Source organism: Bacillus pinisoli, assembly GCF_023036475.1.
GTDB lineage: Bacteria > Bacillota > Bacilli > Bacillales > SA4 > Bacillus_BS > Bacillus_BS pinisoli.
Map to the genome: position 1 here is coordinate 117,478 of NZ_JAJQKI010000006.1, position 17,360 is coordinate 134,837.

Consider the following 17,360-nt stretch of genomic DNA (forward strand, 5'->3'; position numbering starts at 1 on the left):
AAGTCACAATTAGTTATGTCCCAACCTCTTTTTGTATGTACCAGACTGTAACTAGCAGGTACATTTGTTTATGAAAGTAACAATCTATTAAGAAATACCCTTCGTTTAAAAATAATACAATAAATGTAAATGTTTAATAGTTCTACATATGTTATTATTTAGAGAGACGAAATAGTTGGTATTACATGTTAAATAGTAATCTCCTAGAAAGAAAGGAGGATAGGATGGAACAGAAAGTAAAGGAAACGCTTTGGAGTAAATCGTTCATCTTGTTAATGGTAGGGAACTTATTTGTATTTATGTCTTTTCAGATGTTAATTCCGACATTGCCACCTTATATAAAGTCCTTGGGTGCTTCAGGTATTGAGATTGGACTTGTGACAAGTCTATTTTCAATAGGTGCCGTCCTAAGTCGACCTTTTATCGGCTATTTATTAGAATTTAATAAACGCAAGCCTCTGGTATTAATTGGAGCAATTGCCTTATTAACAATCACCTTTATTTATCCTCTTTCACAGGTTGTCATACTTTTTCTCCTTTTTCGATTTATTCACGGTCTTGCATGGGGATGGTCTACGACTGTCAATGGTACCGCTGCAGTAGATATTGTGCCTAATTCAAGACTAGGCGAAGGAATGGGGTACTTTGGTTTATCTGTCACGTTAGGAATGATCATTGCACCGAGTTTAGGAATTTTCTTATATCAAGTGACAAGTTTTAATAACTTGGTACTCATTTCAGGAGCATTAGGAGTTATTGCGATTATTATGTTGTCAATTGTTCATTATTCTACACCTGAGTCAGTCAAGTCGGTAAAAAAGGAAGAACTAACTTTCTCTTATTTTGGTTCACTTATTGAGAAAGCAGGCTGGTATCCTTCTTTAATTACAATTATGGCAACCTTTGGATATGGTTCAATTGCAACGTTCATCGTTATTTTTGCTGAAGAACGAGGAATTGAGCACATTTTCTTATTTTATTTAAGTAATGCGATTATGGCTTCCATATCTAGACCAATCGCCGGAAAATGGTTTGATGAAAAAGGTCCTAAAGGAATTGTACTCGTATGTTCAATTGTGACGTTTATGGGAATGTGGGTGTTATCACTAGCGCATTCTGATTTATTTATTATTATTGCAGGGTTATTGTTTGGTGTAGGTTTTGGCTCGTTGCTTCCAACTCTTCAATCATGGACGCTCTCTAAAACTCCAACGAATAGAAGGGGTGTTGCGAACGGAATGTTCTATTCATCCATTGACCTTGGTATTGGATTAGGGGGCCTAATTTTTGGAGTACTCGCTCAGTTCTTAGAAATCGCAACTTTGTTTCAGATCTCGAGCTTGTTTCTTCTCGTTACCCTAATATTAACTCTACTTGAGAAGCGAAGAAAGCGGATGACGGAGCACCAGGCGGTCTCGTAAACTAATAAAATGTAAAAAGACGATGCAAGCGCATCGTCTTTTTTTACTGCTGATTTAAATAATAGGATTTTTCCTACAGTACCATCTGCACTTTCGCCGGGTACTAGCGAGATTAATTAAACAAAAATTTAGACAATTAACGATGAATTTTGTGAATACACGATTACTAACCTTTTTTATTATTATCCTAAAATAACGTAAGTACTTCCTTATCATTATCAGATTTATTTAAAAAAATAGAAAAACGGTGTATCATAAAAGAATATATAAATTCGAGATATTAGTTAGGCTAAATATTTTATTGTGGATAAACGGGGGCGTAATCATGGTAAAAGCTTTATCGTTTCTAAAACCATATCGCATTCAAGTAACGATTGCATTAATTTTAATGCTAACGGAGTTAACGGTAGAATTAGTTCACCCATTATTAATGGCGAAAATTATTGATGATGGAATTATTAAAGGAGATTTACAAGTAGTCATTTATTGGGGGGCCATTATGATTGGGATGTCATTGCTGGCTTTTTTAGCTGGGATTATAAATTCCTTTTATGCAGCACATGTGAGCCAGAGTTATGGCTTTGATATCCGAAAACACTTATATGAAAAAGTTCAAGCATTCTCGTTTGCCAATTTCAATAAATTCCCGACTTCCTCGCTCATTACGAGAATGACAAACGATGTAACACAGTTGCAGAATACCATCTTTATGGGACTAAGAATTATGTTAAGGGCTCCATTATTAATTATCGGTGGAGTCATCATGTCACTAGTGGTAAATGTAAAGCTGGCGTTTTTATTAGTAGTGACCGTTCCTGTATTATTTTTCTTCTTAGTGTGGGTAATGAACAAGGGTGGAGCATTATTTAGTCATGTTCAGAAGCGACTAGATGCGGTTAACGGAGTAATGCGAGAGAATTTAGTAGGAATGCGTCTCATAAAAGCTTTCTTAAGAAGAAATCATGAAGTAAAACGATTTACGAAGGCCAATGAAGAATTAAGAGAAAAAACTGTTTCTGCTTTACGTCTAATGGAAACAACGATGCCATTATTGCTGGTGCTTATGAATGCAAGTATCATCGCCATTTTATGGTTCGGAAGCTTTAATGTTAATAATGGAGGAGCACAGGTTGGAGAAGTAGTGGCCATTGTTCACTATGCAATGCGTATTACTTCTGCATTATCTGTATTTTCCTGGATTGTAATGGCGTTCTCTAGAGCACGAGCTTCCGCCAATCGTATTGTAGAAGTACTGGATACAGAAATTGATCTAACCGAATCTACACAAGTGAACCATGAGGCGAAGGTCGTATCTGGACGTATTGAGTTTCAAGGTGTGTCCTTTAAGTATCCAGATACTACCGAAACCGTATTAGACGATATCTCTTTCCATGTAAATCCGGGTGAGACGGTTGCCATTTTAGGTGCGACAGGCTCCGGAAAAACCTCGTTATTTCAACTTATTCCAAGGCTATATGATGTGTCAGCGGGGAAGGTATTGATAGATGGTCAGGATGTTACCTTTATGAAAATGGAAAACATTCGAAAACAAATCGGTTATGTACCCCAGGAGGCGTTACTTTTTACTGGTTCCGTTCGAGAAAATATTGAATGGGGAAAAGATCATGCTTCAATGGATGAAATCATCAAGGCTGCTAAGGATGCGCAAATACATCAAACCATTGAGAAGCTACCTAAACAATATGAAACGGTTCTTGGGCAAAAGGGCGTTAATCTTTCAGGTGGTCAAAAACAGCGCCTTTCTATAGCAAGAGCTCTCATAAGAAATCCTAAGATTCTATTATTGGATGACAGTACAAGTGCACTTGATCTAAAGACAGAAGCAAAGTTGCTAAAAGCGATTCGCGAATACACGTGTACGACTTTAATTATTACTCAAAAGATTAGTACAGCAATAGAGGCTGACAAAATACTACTTTTAGAGGAAGGAAGACTTATAGCCGAAGGTAGTCATCCAGAATTATTAAAAGAGTCACCACTCTATAAACGTATTTATATTTCTCAGTATGGAGAGGAGGTAAGAGACCATGTTCGAGCAGTTGAGTAAACCGTTCCGATATAAAAAGATAGAACTAGATTCAGCACAAAAAGCACAATCTACTAAAAAGAAAGTAAAAGTAAAGAATTGGACGGCTACTATTAAACGATTATGGAATTATCTAGCTGAACAAAAAGGTCTCCTTTCCCTTGTCTTACTAATGGTAGTTGTAAGCTCTGCACTAGGACTGCTTGGTCCCTTTCTTATTGGTGTTGCCATTGATGATTATATTGTAAATAAGGAACTGGATGGCTTCTTACAATTAATAATAAGTTTAATTTTTGTTTATATTTTTTATTCTATATCCTTATGGCTTCAAAATGTCTGGATGATTGGAATTGCGCAGTCAACAGTAGAGACGATGAGAAACCAATTGTTTCAGCATTTACATCGCCTACCTATTCCGTTTTTTGATAAGCGACAGCATGGGGAACTAATGAGTCGAATTACAAATGATATAGAGAATGTCAGTTCAACGTTAAACAGTTCCGTCATACAGATTTTTTCTAGTGTACTGACATTGGTCGGAACAATCTCTGTTATGCTTTGGCTCAGTCCATTATTGACACTGATCACGCTAACAATTATTCCTGCCATGTTTCTTGGTATTCGATGGATCACCAACCGAACAGGCAGCTTATTTAAAGAGACTCAGAAGAATTTAGGAAATCTCAATGGGTTTATTGAAGAAACCGTATCAGGCCAACGCATTGTTAAAACCTTTTCTCGTGAAGACAAGGTGATTGAGGAGTTTTTAGTAAAAAGTGAAAAGCTAAAAGGTTCTGCATTTTGGGCCCAAACTTTTACGGGCTTTATCCCTAAAGTCATGAACGTATTAAATAACTTAAGCTTTGCCATCATAGCAGGTGTCGGAGGTATTTTTGCTCTTAATGGCTGGATTACTATTGGAGCGATTGTCATCTTCGCGGAGTACTCTAGACAATTTACAAGACCTCTTAATGATTTAGCCAACCAATTTAATACATTACTCTCTGCTGTTGCAGGTGCAGAGCGCGTATTTGAAATCGTAGATCATGAAGAAGAAGAGAAGGACGAGAAAAGTGCGATTGAACTAAAAGAAGTAAAAGGAGAAGTAGAGTTTAAAGAGGCAACCTTCTCCTATGAAAAAGGAGAGGATACGGTTAGTGAGCTATCCTTTCATGTTCATGCAGGACAGTCTGTAGCATTAGTTGGTCCAACTGGCGCAGGAAAAACAACGGTTATAAACTTATTATCACGCTTCTATGAAATAGATCAGGGCAGTATACTAATTGACGGACATGATCTATCTTCTATTAAGAGATCTAGCTTACGTCAACATATGGGCTTTGTGCTACAGGAATCATACCTATTCGAGGGAACTATTTTAGAAAATATTAGATACGGACGGTTAGATGCAACAGATGAAGAAGTGATTGAGGCTGCAAAACTAGCAAATGCACATTCATTTATTATGAAGCTTCCTAATCAATATGAGATGAAATTAAAGCAGGATGGTAGTGGAATTAGTCAAGGACAAAAGCAGCTATTATCCATTGCGAGAGCCATCCTAGCCGATCCTACCATTTTAATTCTTGATGAAGCAACAAGCAGTATTGATACTATTACAGAATTAAAAATTCAGGAAGCTCTACAAAGACTAATGAGCGGTAGAACGAGCTTTATTATTGCACATCGACTAAATACTATTCAGAATGCAGATATAATTCTTGTGCTGAAGGATGGAACGATCATTGAAAAAGGTACCCATCATGAATTATTAACACAACAAGGATTTTACTATGAGATGTATCATAGTCGAGTAGAAGACGATGCTGTATAGAATGGGTTGCCTCCATATATATGAAAAAAGCTAGCCAGAGTAGAGGCTAGCTTTTTTCGTTCTTATGAATTAGCCCAGGTTCTAAGCTCACCAGGTTCTCTTTTTAACTCCATTTCTCCCATTACATGTTTTCCACACTGTGCTTCTATCGTTCCAAGTATTTCTTCCCAATCCTTTTGAAAGGGGAGGAAAGGAAAAGGTAAAGTTTTTGATATTCCCTTCATATTGACGTCCAAATTCATAATGGGAGATCCGCTCATTTTCCCTTTACTAATCTTTACGATCTCTTCAAATCTCACTTGATATCTAATCATACCAAGTTGTTTTAATGCCAAGCCTTCATTCGTAATGATGATCTTTTGACCTTTAATGGTGAAAAAAAGAATAGCACAAGTCCCAAGATATAGGCCACTAAAGGCAATAAGAGAAAGCCAACTTGAAAGCCCATCTTGGTTCATTATGTTTATGATCGTTCCAGCACACATCACGAGTCCATACACAGTCAACATAAGTCCTAAAATACCAGTAGTAGCGGGAATATAAACCTTTTCCTTCATAAAGAAACTCGCTCCTTCTTACATGATTACAAGGCTTTTATTCTAGAAATAAGCCTCAATATTGTCAAAGCAAATCCATGCTAAAAGAAATCTATTCGTTTCTATTATTCCCAAAGGCCCTATTCTAAAACTTTTAAGTTTATCATCCATTGTTATATGAATGAACATGGAATCCGCGATGGTTTTCTCACATCCTACCGCTACATACAACCTATGAATGGACATGTAATAAACTTATCGAATTAGCGATGTTGGGGAGGGGTTATTCATCCAGGTATGAAAGCGGCCCAAACTGTTCACTACGAAAGGCATCTGCAATAACTTGATAACCACAGAGACTTGGATGTACTCCATCATTTGATAAGTACTGAACTTCATTCCCTTTAAAAATAGAAACCATAATAAACCTCCCAATCTACAATTTGTCTCATTATATTCAAGGGAGCGGGACTTCGTAACGATTCGTATAAGTCAAGGTGGGAAGATAAATTTTGTGTTGTTTAACCGTCCATCCTAGCATATAATTTTTTTAGGATTAAAAAAATTCTGATAAATAGGGGGTATTTATGGTAGGGTTTGTAAATTGGCTTGTTGGTGTCCTTTGGAGTTCGCCGATGATTTATGGTTGTTTAGCAGTAGGACTACTCTTTTCTTTATTAACTCGTTTTTTACAGGTTAGGTACTTTAAAGAAATGTTTTCCTTAATGTTTAAAGGGAAAAGTTCAGATGCAGGGGTTTCTTCTTTCCAAGCGTTAGCGCTTTCATTATCTGGACGTGTAGGTACAGGTAATATTGCTGGAACAGCAACTGCCATTGCGTTTGGTGGACCTGGGGCTGTTTTTTGGATGTGGGCAATCGCATTCATTGGAGCTTCAAGTGCATTTATTGAATCTACGCTTGCTCAAGTGTATAAAACGAAGCAAGACGGTGAATACCGCGGGGGCCCAGCCTACTATATTGAAAAAGGAATTGGCTGGAAGTGGTATGCAGTTATTTTTGCTTTATCGGCACTCTTAGCAGTAGGATTATTAATGCCTGGTATTCAATCAAATTCAATTGCAGTCGCTGTAAAAAACGCATTTGATATAGATACAAAGGTTACTGCAATTATTATTATTGTGCTGTTAGCTCTTATTATTTTTGGTGGTGTTAAACGTATTGCAAAAGCTGCCTCTTATATTGTTCCTTTCATGGCAGTTGGTTATATTGTTCTAGCTCTAATCATCATTGCGGTAAATATTCAGGAGCTTCCAGCGGTATTAGGGTTAATCTTTAGAAGTGCCTTTGCAGTGGATTCTGCTTTTGGTGGAATTATCGGTATGGCCATTGCTTGGGGAGTGAAGCGAGGAATTTATTCTAATGAAGCTGGTCAAGGAACGGGACCACATGCAGCTGCGGCAGCAGAGGTTTCTCATCCAGCTAAACAGGGATTAGTTCAAGCGGCTTCCGTCTATATTGATACATTACTAGTATGTTCAGCTACGGCCTTTATGATCTTATTTACAGGTATGTACAATACACAAGCACCAGATGGTACGTTTATCGTTGAGAACCTTAAAGGAGTACCAGAAGGGGCAGAATATACGCAAAATGCCATTGAGTCCGTATTGCCTGGCTTTGGAGCAGGATTTGTGGCAGTTGCATTATTCTTCTTTGCCTTCACGACAATCATGGCGTATTATTACATTGCAGAAACGAATATTGCCTATTTAACAAGAGGTAAAGTTGGAAAAGTAGCCATGTTTTTACTGAAAATTGTCTTATTAGGTGCAACATATTATGGAGCAGTAAACGAAGCGAAATTAGCATGGGCATTCGGTGATATTGGTCTCGGTTTAATGGTATGGCTTAATATGATCGCCATTCTAATCTTAGCTAAGCCTGCACTACAAGTGTTTAAAGACTACGAAGAGCAGAAAAAAGCTGGAGTGGACCCTGTCTTTAATCCAGAAAAGCTAGGTATAAAGAATGCAGATTATTGGGTAACAGATTTTAAATATGAGGCAGATTCTAATCCTTCAAAGAAGGATAAATCGCTAGACGTATAAAACCATATAAACATGTGATGACAAGCCTTCATGCAGGGCTTGTCTATTTTTTGAGGTTCTAATAGATATCCAGCAGATGACATTAAACTAATATTGAAAGCAACAAACTATACGAAAAGAACCTTTCTAAAACTCTTAAGCACGGAGGAATTATAATGACATTCATACATGAACTTGATACACCTGCACTTTTGTTAGACTATGAAAAACTAAAAGAAAATATAGCGGAGGTTGCTTCATTTGCACGTGAGGTAGGAGTACAAGTTCGTCCCCATATTAAAACACATAAATCCATAAAGATCGCTCAGATGCAACTAGAAGCAGGTGCCACCGGAATAACCGTCGCTAAAATGGAAGAAGCAGAAGTAATGGCTATAGCGGGGATTCAGGATATTTTGATTGCATATCCTATTTCTAGTACATATAAAATTAATAAGATTATTAACCTGCTAGAGAGAGGAATAAGAGTAAAAGTAGCAGTAGATCAGGAACAGCAGTTGACCTACTTACAGCAAGCATTATGCCACACCGACCACCTTCTTGAAGTGTGGATAAAGGTAGATTCAGGATTAAGGCGATGTGGTGTGCAACCAGGGAAGGAAGCTGTCCAGTTAGCAAAGTATATTATGAATCTTTCACATATAAGACTTGGAGGTATTTTTACACACGCAGGTCACTCTTATGGAGCTAAGTCCAAGTTGGATATTAAGAAGATTGGTCATGACGAGGCTAAAGCCGTTGTGGAGAGCGCGGAAGATTGTGAGAAAGAAGGAATTCCTATTAAGGTGAGAAGTGTAGGGTCTACACCAACCTATCAAACGGCAGGTAAAGTGAAAGGTATTACAGAAATTCGTCCAGGCAATGCTGCCTTCATTGATGCCATTCAGGTCGGCTTAGGAGTAACGAATATTGAAAGGTGCGCACTTACCGTATTATCATCTGTTGTGGGAGTTTACCCTGACCGAATCGTGTTTGACGCAGGAAGTAAATCACTTTGTTTAGATAAAGGTGCCCATGGAAACGAGACCGTTACGGGGTATGGCGTCGTGAAAGATATAGAGGGAATCACCATGGAGCGATTATCCGAGGAGCATGGAGTAGGCACTTTTCACCAATCCCTTCTATTGAAACTAAATGATAAAGTTCAAATTATCCCTAATCACGCCTGCACGGTCGCAAATATGTTTGAAGAATATGTCATTCATCGTAACGGGCACGTTATAGGTAAATGGAAAGTCGATGCAAGAGGAAAAGCAAGGTAAGCCTAAACCCCGGTTGAAAAAACAATCGGGGTTTAATACCGATTCAACGAATTTTTTATGTCTATTATCACGATTAATAATGAAAAAATAGTAAATTTCTTGGGAGTATATACCTAACTATTTCGGGTTGCTTTACTTTTTCGTATAGGCTTTGTATAATGTTCTTAATAGGGAACGATTGATTGCTATCTTCAACTTAAGTAAGGGGGATTTTATCCGCAGGAAAAGGAGACTAGAAAACATGGACGGTAAAGTAATAAAAGAGTGGCGTTTAAAAAGAGGTATGTCTTTAACCGAGCTATCAAATAGATCTGGAGTATCCAAATCCTATCTAAGTTTTATAGAAAGAGGAAAGCAAAACAACCCTAGCATTGAAGTAATTGATAAATTAGCTACTGCCTTAAAAGTTGAAGTTCACTCGTTGCTAAACGGAGAACAGCGGGCAAGTGGCGATCTATCATTAATAGATAAAGAGATTATTGATTTAGCAATGGAAATGAGTCAATCCCAAATTGATAAAGCAAAGCTACGGCAACTAATTGAATTACTAAAATAATCCTGATTCTTTTTTTTGGTTGAAATGTTCTCTATTAAGAATAAGTAATATTACTTCTAACGGATTGTTTACTTACATATATATTACTAGATTTAATTTAATTCGTAGTGTTTACTATACCAACTACTGAAAGAAGGAGTAGATAAGAATGTATAAAAAAACCTGTGATCGGTGTATGAGAGCCTCCTATAGTAGTAGTGAGTTTGGGAATTGGATTTGTCCCTCTTGTTATAAAGATATAACCCATTTAAAGTTAAGGCATGCTGAGGTCCCAAAAGTAGAAAAAGTCATCCCCATTTATTTGAAAGATCGTGAAACACAGAAAAAAAGAAAGATTCGTTTTCTAACATATATTTAATAGATGGTAACTATTTTATACTTATTGTGCTTCTGTAAATAACTGCCTACATAAAAAAGCGTTAAGTTAGCTTCAAGCCACCTTAGCGCTTTTTCTCTGAGTTTAAAATCTTATTGTTTAAGTTTCCATTTATTAAAATCTAAGAACTCTCTAAATTGTTCCTTTGATACTCCAGAATTCATGGCATCCCGAACAAGTTTTGCCCAGTCAGAATCTAGCTCTTCAACTTCAGCAGAAGTGGACTCTTGATCATGGAGTAATGTATTTACAGATACTCCTAGAACGGCTGAAACCTTTTCTAAAAATTGAATTGAAGGATTAGATTGAAGATTTCTTTCAATGGAACTTAAATAGGATTTTGCAACTCCTGCTCTCTCTGCTAATTCCGATAAAGAAAGCTGTTTACGTAGTCTGTATTGTTTTATACGTTGGCCGATCATGAGATCACCTTCCTTCGTTATGATTATAACATATAACGAAGAAGATGTTCCATTTTAAGAACGAAAGAAACTTAAATTTTTGTAGCCGGCTGTTCATTCAAAAAGGCTTGGATTTCTTCCACACTTAATCCCATATCCAATGCTGCTAAGATCAGGTCCACCCATTCTTGGTCAAGCTTTTCTAATCCTTTTGAAAGATTTGTAATCATGATACCCTCCTAAAATACTAGTAGTATTTCAGGCAGACCAGCCGTCATTATTGAAAAACCCAATGTTAGACCTGTGACTTTGCGTCCCTATTTTTCAATAGGTTTGCCTTTTTCTGATAAATATATATGTAGAAAAACTTATGTATATAACTATTAATATAAAAATCCACTACAAATGTACTATGTAGTGAATTATATGAAAATATTCTGAATATTAGTGTTGAAGGGTGTCGACGAAACTAAATAAAAAACTGATAAATTTTTACATTTATTTCAAAGACATCTTTTAAATAGAAGAATTATCTTGATTTTTTACCTTAAGAGGGCAGTTTTGTAGGAAAAATAATAGAAATGATAAATCTAAAAGTAAAAATATGTAAATAACCTGTATAATTTGTCGATATGTTTTTAGAAATTTAGTAGGAACAAAGACATGTTTTATAAACGGAAAGAAAAAAGATTAGAGTGAATAAGTAGAGTTACTATATAGGTCATGGGTCTTTAGAAATCTTTTATATGAATAGCTAATGTTCTGGCTGCTCAGAAAATAAGATTTCTTCACCACTAACCAACAACACCTTTTCTCCACACATGATTTCAAAACGCCCATTGCCATAGTCGAAAAGGATCTTGCATTGACAATTTTTATAGTACACGATTTTTTCAATTAGAGATGTGTTTTTAGTTTCTTTCAAAACAGAAATCCTCCTTACTCCACAGTTCATTTCAAGTTGCAAATTTTAGAAAAGTGCCTTAGGAAAAAACAAAAACCGTCTTTCCATACTAAATAAACATGTGTTTTACACATTTTTAGTATAGAAACACGATTAGTATCAAGCAGGTAACGCTACTATCAAACCAACGTTTTCTTTTTTACAATATGTTGACTGTTAAGAACATAAACAGGTTCGCTATCTTGTCTTAACTAATCTCATAGACATTTTAACAATTGATGTATGACTTGAAAACAATTATTTCTTAAGAAGTTATTATCGATTACTTAACAGATGGAAAGGTAAGTGTAAATATGGTCCCTTTTCCAATTTGGCTTTTAACAGTAATTGTTCCACGCATAGATTCAATAATTCGATACACAACCATCATACCAAGCCCAGTACCTTTTACCTTTGTTGAAAAATAAGGCTCGCCAAGCCTTGCCAGTTGGGTTGAACTCATTCCGCTTCCTTGGTCTTCAATTGTAATGACAACAGAATTCTTTGATGTGCTAACACTAATGAATAGATAGCCGCCTTTAGGCATAGATTCTATCCCATTTTTCACTAAATTTATTAAGCATTGTTGAAATTTTGTTTTCTCTCCAGTAATCCAGCCTTCAATCATACTAATATTAATTTGTACATTAGCACTATTTGATAAGGGGGTTAATATGGATACGACTTTTAATATTTCATCTTGAATATTTAATCTTTCATTTTGTTCAGGTGCAGGTCTAGCAAACGTAAGGTAATCTCGTATAATACGTTCTGCTTGATCAAGCTCTCTTATGGCAATTTCTGAGTAAGATTGCCTTTGTTCATCAGAAACTGAAGGTTGTTGTAAGAGTTGTAGAAACCCTCTAGAAGAAGTTAGTGGATTTCTAATCTCATGAGAAATGGAAGCGGCTAAGTGACTTACGACATTCATTCTTTCCGCTCTTTGAAGCTGATTTAATATTAAAAAATGATTATGTGAAAACTCCAATGTATAGACTATGATTCCAGTTCCGAAAGAGATGGCGAATAGGAACATCACACTGGTTGTTAAGGAAAAAGAGTAAACGTGAAGTTTCCATAATAAAACGGCCATAAGAAAAGAACTTAAGCTTACTGATGTTATTAGCTTTAATCTCAATCTCATTTTTAAGTAGACTGGTGAAAAATAATAAAAGAATACAGTGAAAGCTAATCCTGAAATCACTAGATGAATAGACATCGTGTGATCCGTTATGAACAGGAGAAATAAAGTGCTCACTAGTAGTGCTAAATAGCCTGTCCATCCACCGTATAAGCCTGCTATTGTAACGGGGATTAGACCGAGATCAATGGGTGTTCCGTTTGTTTTCTGCATAGGAAAGAAATAACAAAGGATGACCCCTAGAATACAGATCAGGACGAGTAAGTTTTTTTTGAAATGCGAATAAGTTTTGAACCTAGAAGTGATGTTAACATTCACTACATATATAAAGAGAAGACTAATAAAGATGAACAAATTAACGATTATATCCTTAGCGATATCCGACATTTTGCAGTCCCCTCCTTAACTTAGATATAGGCTGTTTTCGTATAGATTGTTGCTTTCGTAAAAATCTCAGGAAGCCGGATTCTTACTTGGTAGTTCAATGTCTCTGCTTTAAATCTAGAAAAGTTGCTCTTTTCTAACCTTAAAAAATCAGTTTAGTCGTAGTATATATAGCGAAATTGCTAAAGTATAAGATTGAAAAGCAACAAAGTTTTAGAAAAGAGCCTATATATAAGGAAATTTTATCAAAAATGGATTTTATTACAATAGCCAAATCATTCTGACAAAATATAAAAAGCTATTGATTAGAAATGGTATAAGATGTATATTTTTAAGATGGTAGGTATTTCTTATTAGTAAAATAGTAGAATTTGTTTAATAGACTAATAGATGGAGCAATCATATGAAACGATTATACACTTTATTTTTAGGTACAGGATTACTATTATCAGGTTGCATGGGCCAATCCAATGAATTTACGGTGGTAGATGATCATGATGTTGAGGAAAAAGAATTTAAGCCTTCTCTAAAAGTCAATCTAGAAGTTGAAGGAAACAAAGCAATTGTTTATGTTGATACAGACTTAGTTGTCTCTAAAGCTAATTACGGTCTTGAAAGTGTAAAAGGCGAAGGACATATTCATCTCTTTTTAGATAATGGAGAAAAGCAGGGAATTACAGTATCCCCTCACATTATAGAAGATATAGAAAGTGGAAATCACGAACTACGAATATCTCTCCACAATAATGACCATACGCCTTATGGAGTTTCCGAAGTAATAGAATTTGAAATTAAGTAAGGGTGAATATGTTGTTAAAAAAACTTTCTTTACAAAAAAAGATTATTTTTATGTTTACTCTGGTCATTGTTGTCACGATGTCCAGTATTGTTTTGTTTAACTCATACACCCTTTATAATGCAGTGAGAGAAACCAATGTGAACCAGTTAAAGGGTATAACTACGGCTATTAATGGTAGATACGAAGAAGCACGTTCGATAAAAGATGTTCAACAGATTTTTGACTATATTAAGCACCGTCAAGACAATGTGCTTGCGCTCAATCTTCATATGGAAGTTAAAGACCGATATGAGGTAGTAGCGTCAACCGATCGGAATGATCTTGAAAGATCTACACCTGAAATATTGAGTCCAACCTATCTATCTGGAAAGACAATGGTGGCGCATGTAAATGATCAAGGGGTAAAGAAAGTTAGAATCGTGGCTCCACTTATAACAGATGGAGAAACAAGCGGTGCGATTGAGCTCATTCTCGATTCAACAGAGGAACTCGAGGCTGCAAACAAAAAAATCATTTTAACTATTTTAGTAGCCGGCGCCGTATCAATTGTATTACTGGTATTCTTATCTTTTATTATTAGGCGACTATTAGTTCAGCCATTATTGACGCTGAGAGAAGCGGCTGTTTCCATTCAGAAGGGTGAAACTTACCAACCAGTGGAAGTAAATGCCAGCCCTGAAATTAGAGAAGTAGCAAATGCGTTTAATGAAATGGTCTATAACCTAGAAGACCGACTACAAAAAAGTATAACAGACCCATTAACAGGTCTATATAATAGCGCTTACTTTAAGCGCATGTTAAACCTCGGTATGAAAGAGTGTAAAGAAAATGGGCATTCCATGGCTCTTTTATTTTGTGATATTGATAATTTTAAAAAGTTAAATGATCATCAAGGCCATCTTTATGGAGATAAAATTTTAACTGAAATCTCAGAACTTATTAGTCATAATGTCCGAGCAGGAGACATTGTGTGTCGATATGGTGGAGAAGAGTTTGTCGTGATCATGAAGAATGCGGATGAAACGACAGCAGGCTATGTAGCGGAGCGGATAAGAGAGAAGGTTGCTATCCATGGAAGTATGAATATCCTTACTCCAATCACGATAAGTATTGGACTAGCTATTTATCCTGATGATACAAGTGAAGATGAATTTGTACATATAGCAGACCAAGCAATGTATGCAGCAAAGAGTCTTGGGAAAAATCGGGTTATCACGGCACGCCAGTTAAAGACGATGGAGAAACAGGAGTACGAGCGTAAAGTAGAGGAACAGAAATCATTACTTCATACCATTCTTTCTATAGTTAAGGCAGTGGAAGTAAAAGATCCGTATACGACAAGTCATTCAGAAGTCGTATCAGAATATGCAGCAAAACTCGCCAGCCGGATGGGTATTGGTGAAAAAGAGATACACGATATAGCGGTTGCGGGCTTATTACATGACGTAGGTAAAATAGGAATACCCCTTGAGATTTTAAACAAGGAAGGGCAACTGGACGAAGAAGAGTACGATACGATCAAAACTCATCCAATACTCGGTTATCATATCTTATCCAATATTGAAGAAGTACATCAATCCCTGCCTTTTATCTTACATCATCATGAGCAGCCGGATGGTGAGGGATATCCTCATGGACTAAAGGGAACCGAAATTCCATTAGGAGCGAGCATTATTGCCGTTGTTGCAGCATACCACTCAATGACCTCAAAACGCCCGTACCGGAAAGAACCGTTGACGGAAGAAGCAGCTATACAAGAGTTGCTAAATGGAAAATCGAAGCAGTTTAACTCAGATGTAGTAGATGAATTTCTGCTGATGTTAGAAGAAATAAGGAAATAGAGATGAAGTCACCTTTACGAAGGTGGCTTTTTCTATGTAATTAGGAAAGAGGGTACATATACTAGCGAATAAATATTAAAAAGGTGGCTTATGGAATAAGGAGATAACGGGCATATTAACCATAAAAAATGCAGGGGTTAGATGATATGTTACAGGCATTATTATGGGGAGGTATAGCAGGTTCATCCCTGTTAATAGGGGCTATTCTCGGCATATTTAAAGAAATACCCAATAAAATATCAGCCTTCATTATGGCATTTGGAACGGGGGTTTTAACAGGTGCAGCTACTTTTGAATTACTCACCGATTCCGCTAGAGAAGGTGGAATACTTTACACGTCCATCGGCTTCTTATTAGGCTCTGTCGCTTTTATTACAGCAGAGTTAATCATTATGAGAAAAGGTGGCCATGAACGAAAAAGATCTAAGACCAGTCCTGCTGGTCATTCAGGTTTAGCCATCTTTGTCGGCACCATGATGGATGCTATTCCTGAATCAGTAATTATTGGTGTTAGCTTGCTAGAGAATCATTCAGTTAGTTGGGTAATTGTCATCGCGATCTTTGTTAGTAATTTCCCTGAAGGGCTTTCTAGTAGCATCGGGATGAAGAAGGATGGATATTCGAAGAAAAAGATCCTGACTCTTTGGTTCGGTGTCATGATACTATCATCAATTAGTTCTTTTTTAGGGTATGTTTGGATTGACGCGTCTTCTCAGTTTTTAATAACTTCAATCGGAGCATTCGCAGCGGGTGGAATCTTTGCAATGGTGTCTTCTACTATGCTTCCAGAAGCATTTGAAGAAGGAGGACCTATAGTTGGTTTCGTTTCTGCACTTGGCTTACTAACCGCACTCATCTTAACTTATTATGGATAAGGCTCATTTATCTAAAAATTTGTAGTTCTACAAATAAAAAGCCTCATTTTTTTCCAAATGATTGCTAGAAAAGAGCCATGGTTACAGATTCAGCCAACAATGGTTATTGTTGGCTGAATCTTTAAATTACGGTTTTAAGTTTACCAGCAATATCTAGTTTACAGGGTGAACGAGTAGAGAGAGTTAATCGTTCACCTTTTCTTGTTTTGAGATTTTATATTGGAAAATGGTGCTTCGGTACAAATCCTTCACCTTCCATTTTTGAGTGGGGGTCCATCCAGGGATTGAAAAGGTGTGAGTGTAAATGGATGTACCATTTTTTAGTTCATGAGTAAACTTATCTTTTAGTTTTTTCATTCCTAATGGGAATAGGTAACATATGACGATATCATAAGAAGATAAGTTTTCTTTGTAGAAATTTCTTCTCTCAATCATAAGATTAGGTGTTTTAGAGACCATTTGGCGTATCTTCATAAATAGAAAGGGTATAAGAGAGTTCTCATATCCTACGACAGTTGCCTCAGGATGCTGCTTAGCAATTGGAAAGACAAGCGTCCCCCACCCTGCCCCTAAGTCTACTATTTTATGAGGGCTTTCTTCTTCCAAGAGCTTAAGTAAGTTCTTTTTAACTTTATAAGATGTTGGGGTAGGAGAAATTCTGTTTCTCATGGTTGTGGTTAATATGGAAAGAGTTGCTAATAGTGATAGTAGAAGTATTGTGTATAAGATCATGAAAAAACTCCTTTAACGTTTCGTATAAAAAAGTCATGTGTTTAAGAGACACATGACTTTTTCATTTTACCCTATTCTTATACTATTAGTCGAATGTAACGTAAGAGAGGCTATGTCCCTTCAATACTTGTGTTGGGTATTTT

General features: G+C 36.4%; 16 protein-coding genes and 1 riboswitch. Of the genes, 9 read left to right on the top strand and 7 right to left on the bottom strand.

What is annotated here, in order from left to right; all coding sequences use genetic code 11:
• Positions 1–224: 224 nt before the first annotated feature.
• The 3 genes from LT143_RS10735 (at position 225) to LT143_RS10745 (ending at position 5,302) form a co-directional block, all read left to right on the top strand.
• Positions 225–1,421 (top strand): MFS transporter, encoded by a 1,197-nt coding sequence (locus tag LT143_RS10735; protein ID WP_246942978.1) that lies wholly within the window; start codon positions 225–227, stop codon positions 1,419–1,421.
• 325 nt (positions 1,422–1,746) lie between these two features.
• Positions 1,747–3,489 (top strand): ABC transporter ATP-binding protein, encoded by a 1,743-nt coding sequence (locus LT143_RS10740; protein ID WP_246942979.1) that lies wholly within the window; start codon positions 1,747–1,749, stop codon positions 3,487–3,489.
• Complete coding sequence (locus LT143_RS10745) at positions 3,470–5,302, top strand: ABC transporter ATP-binding protein (RefSeq protein WP_246942980.1); 1,833 nt, start codon at positions 3,470–3,472, stop codon at positions 5,300–5,302. The genes LT143_RS10740 and LT143_RS10745 overlap by 20 nt, the downstream gene beginning before the upstream one ends.
• A 62-nt stretch (positions 5,303–5,364) precedes the next feature.
• Here the strand turns inward: LT143_RS10745 and LT143_RS10750 are convergent, their stop codons facing one another.
• Positions 5,365–5,859 carry a hypothetical protein gene (locus LT143_RS10750; protein WP_246942981.1) on the bottom strand — a complete coding sequence of 165 codons (495 nt, stop codon included), beginning with the start codon at positions 5,857–5,859 and terminating at the stop codon, positions 5,365–5,367.
• A gap of 262 nt (positions 5,860–6,121) precedes the next feature.
• Positions 6,122–6,259: a hypothetical protein gene (locus tag LT143_RS10755; RefSeq protein ID WP_246942982.1), complete on the bottom strand. Its 138-nt coding sequence runs from the start codon at positions 6,257–6,259 to the stop codon at positions 6,122–6,124.
• Between the two features lie 166 nt (positions 6,260–6,425).
• On the opposite strand from LT143_RS10755, the gene LT143_RS10760 reads away from it, so the two are divergent.
• The 3 genes from LT143_RS10760 (at position 6,426) to LT143_RS10770 (ending at position 9,725) form a co-directional block, all read left to right on the top strand.
• Positions 6,426–7,907 carry an alanine/glycine:cation symporter family protein gene (locus LT143_RS10760; RefSeq protein ID WP_246942983.1) on the top strand — a complete coding sequence of 494 codons (1,482 nt, stop codon included), beginning with the start codon at positions 6,426–6,428 and terminating at the stop codon, positions 7,905–7,907.
• A gap of 155 nt (positions 7,908–8,062) precedes the next feature.
• Complete coding sequence (locus LT143_RS10765; protein WP_246942984.1) at positions 8,063–9,169, top strand: alanine racemase; 1,107 nt, start codon at positions 8,063–8,065, stop codon at positions 9,167–9,169.
• Between the two features lie 241 nt (positions 9,170–9,410).
• Positions 9,411–9,725, top strand: coding sequence for a helix-turn-helix domain-containing protein (locus LT143_RS10770; protein WP_246942985.1), 315 nt, complete (start codon positions 9,411–9,413; stop codon positions 9,723–9,725).
• A gap of 468 nt (positions 9,726–10,193) precedes the next feature.
• Here the strand turns inward: LT143_RS10770 and LT143_RS10775 are convergent, their stop codons facing one another.
• The 4 genes from LT143_RS10775 to LT143_RS10790 form a co-directional block, all read right to left on the bottom strand.
• Positions 10,194–10,523 carry a helix-turn-helix domain-containing protein gene (locus tag LT143_RS10775; protein ID WP_246942986.1) on the bottom strand — a complete coding sequence of 110 codons (330 nt, stop codon included), beginning with the start codon at positions 10,521–10,523 and terminating at the stop codon, positions 10,194–10,196.
• A gap of 71 nt (positions 10,524–10,594) precedes the next feature.
• Positions 10,595–10,732 (bottom strand): anti-repressor SinI family protein, encoded by a 138-nt coding sequence (locus LT143_RS10780; protein ID WP_246942987.1) that lies wholly within the window; start codon positions 10,730–10,732, stop codon positions 10,595–10,597.
• Positions 10,733–10,760: 28 nt separating this feature from the next.
• Positions 10,761–10,850: riboswitch (cyclic di-GMP riboswitch) on the bottom strand.
• Positions 10,851–11,256: 406 nt separating this feature from the next.
• Positions 11,257–11,427 (bottom strand): hypothetical protein, encoded by a 171-nt coding sequence (locus tag LT143_RS10785; RefSeq protein ID WP_246942988.1) that lies wholly within the window; start codon positions 11,425–11,427, stop codon positions 11,257–11,259.
• A gap of 301 nt (positions 11,428–11,728) precedes the next feature.
• The gene (locus LT143_RS10790) at positions 11,729–12,799 is read right to left on the bottom strand and encodes an ATP-binding protein (RefSeq protein ID WP_246942989.1); all 1,071 of its coding nucleotides are present in this window, start codon (positions 12,797–12,799) and stop codon (positions 11,729–11,731) included.
• Positions 12,800–13,373: 574 nt separating this feature from the next.
• Here LT143_RS10790 and LT143_RS10795 point away from each other — a divergent pair.
• The 3 genes from LT143_RS10795 (at position 13,374) to LT143_RS10805 (ending at position 16,485) form a co-directional block, all read left to right on the top strand.
• The gene (locus LT143_RS10795) at positions 13,374–13,769 is read left to right on the top strand and encodes a hypothetical protein (RefSeq protein WP_246942990.1); all 396 of its coding nucleotides are present in this window, start codon (positions 13,374–13,376) and stop codon (positions 13,767–13,769) included.
• An 11-nt stretch (positions 13,770–13,780) separates the two neighbouring features.
• Positions 13,781–15,610: a diguanylate cyclase gene (locus tag LT143_RS10800; protein WP_246942991.1), complete on the top strand. Its 1,830-nt coding sequence runs from the start codon at positions 13,781–13,783 to the stop codon at positions 15,608–15,610.
• A 146-nt stretch (positions 15,611–15,756) separates the two neighbouring features.
• On the top strand, positions 15,757–16,485 hold the full coding sequence (locus LT143_RS10805; RefSeq protein ID WP_246942992.1) for a ZIP family metal transporter: 729 nt from the start codon (positions 15,757–15,759) through the stop codon (positions 16,483–16,485).
• A gap of 183 nt (positions 16,486–16,668) precedes the next feature.
• Here LT143_RS10805 and LT143_RS10810 read toward each other — a convergent pair whose 3' ends face one another.
• Positions 16,669–17,217 carry a methyltransferase gene (locus LT143_RS10810; RefSeq protein ID WP_246942993.1) on the bottom strand — a complete coding sequence of 183 codons (549 nt, stop codon included), beginning with the start codon at positions 17,215–17,217 and terminating at the stop codon, positions 16,669–16,671.
• Positions 17,218–17,360 lie beyond the last annotated feature (143 nt).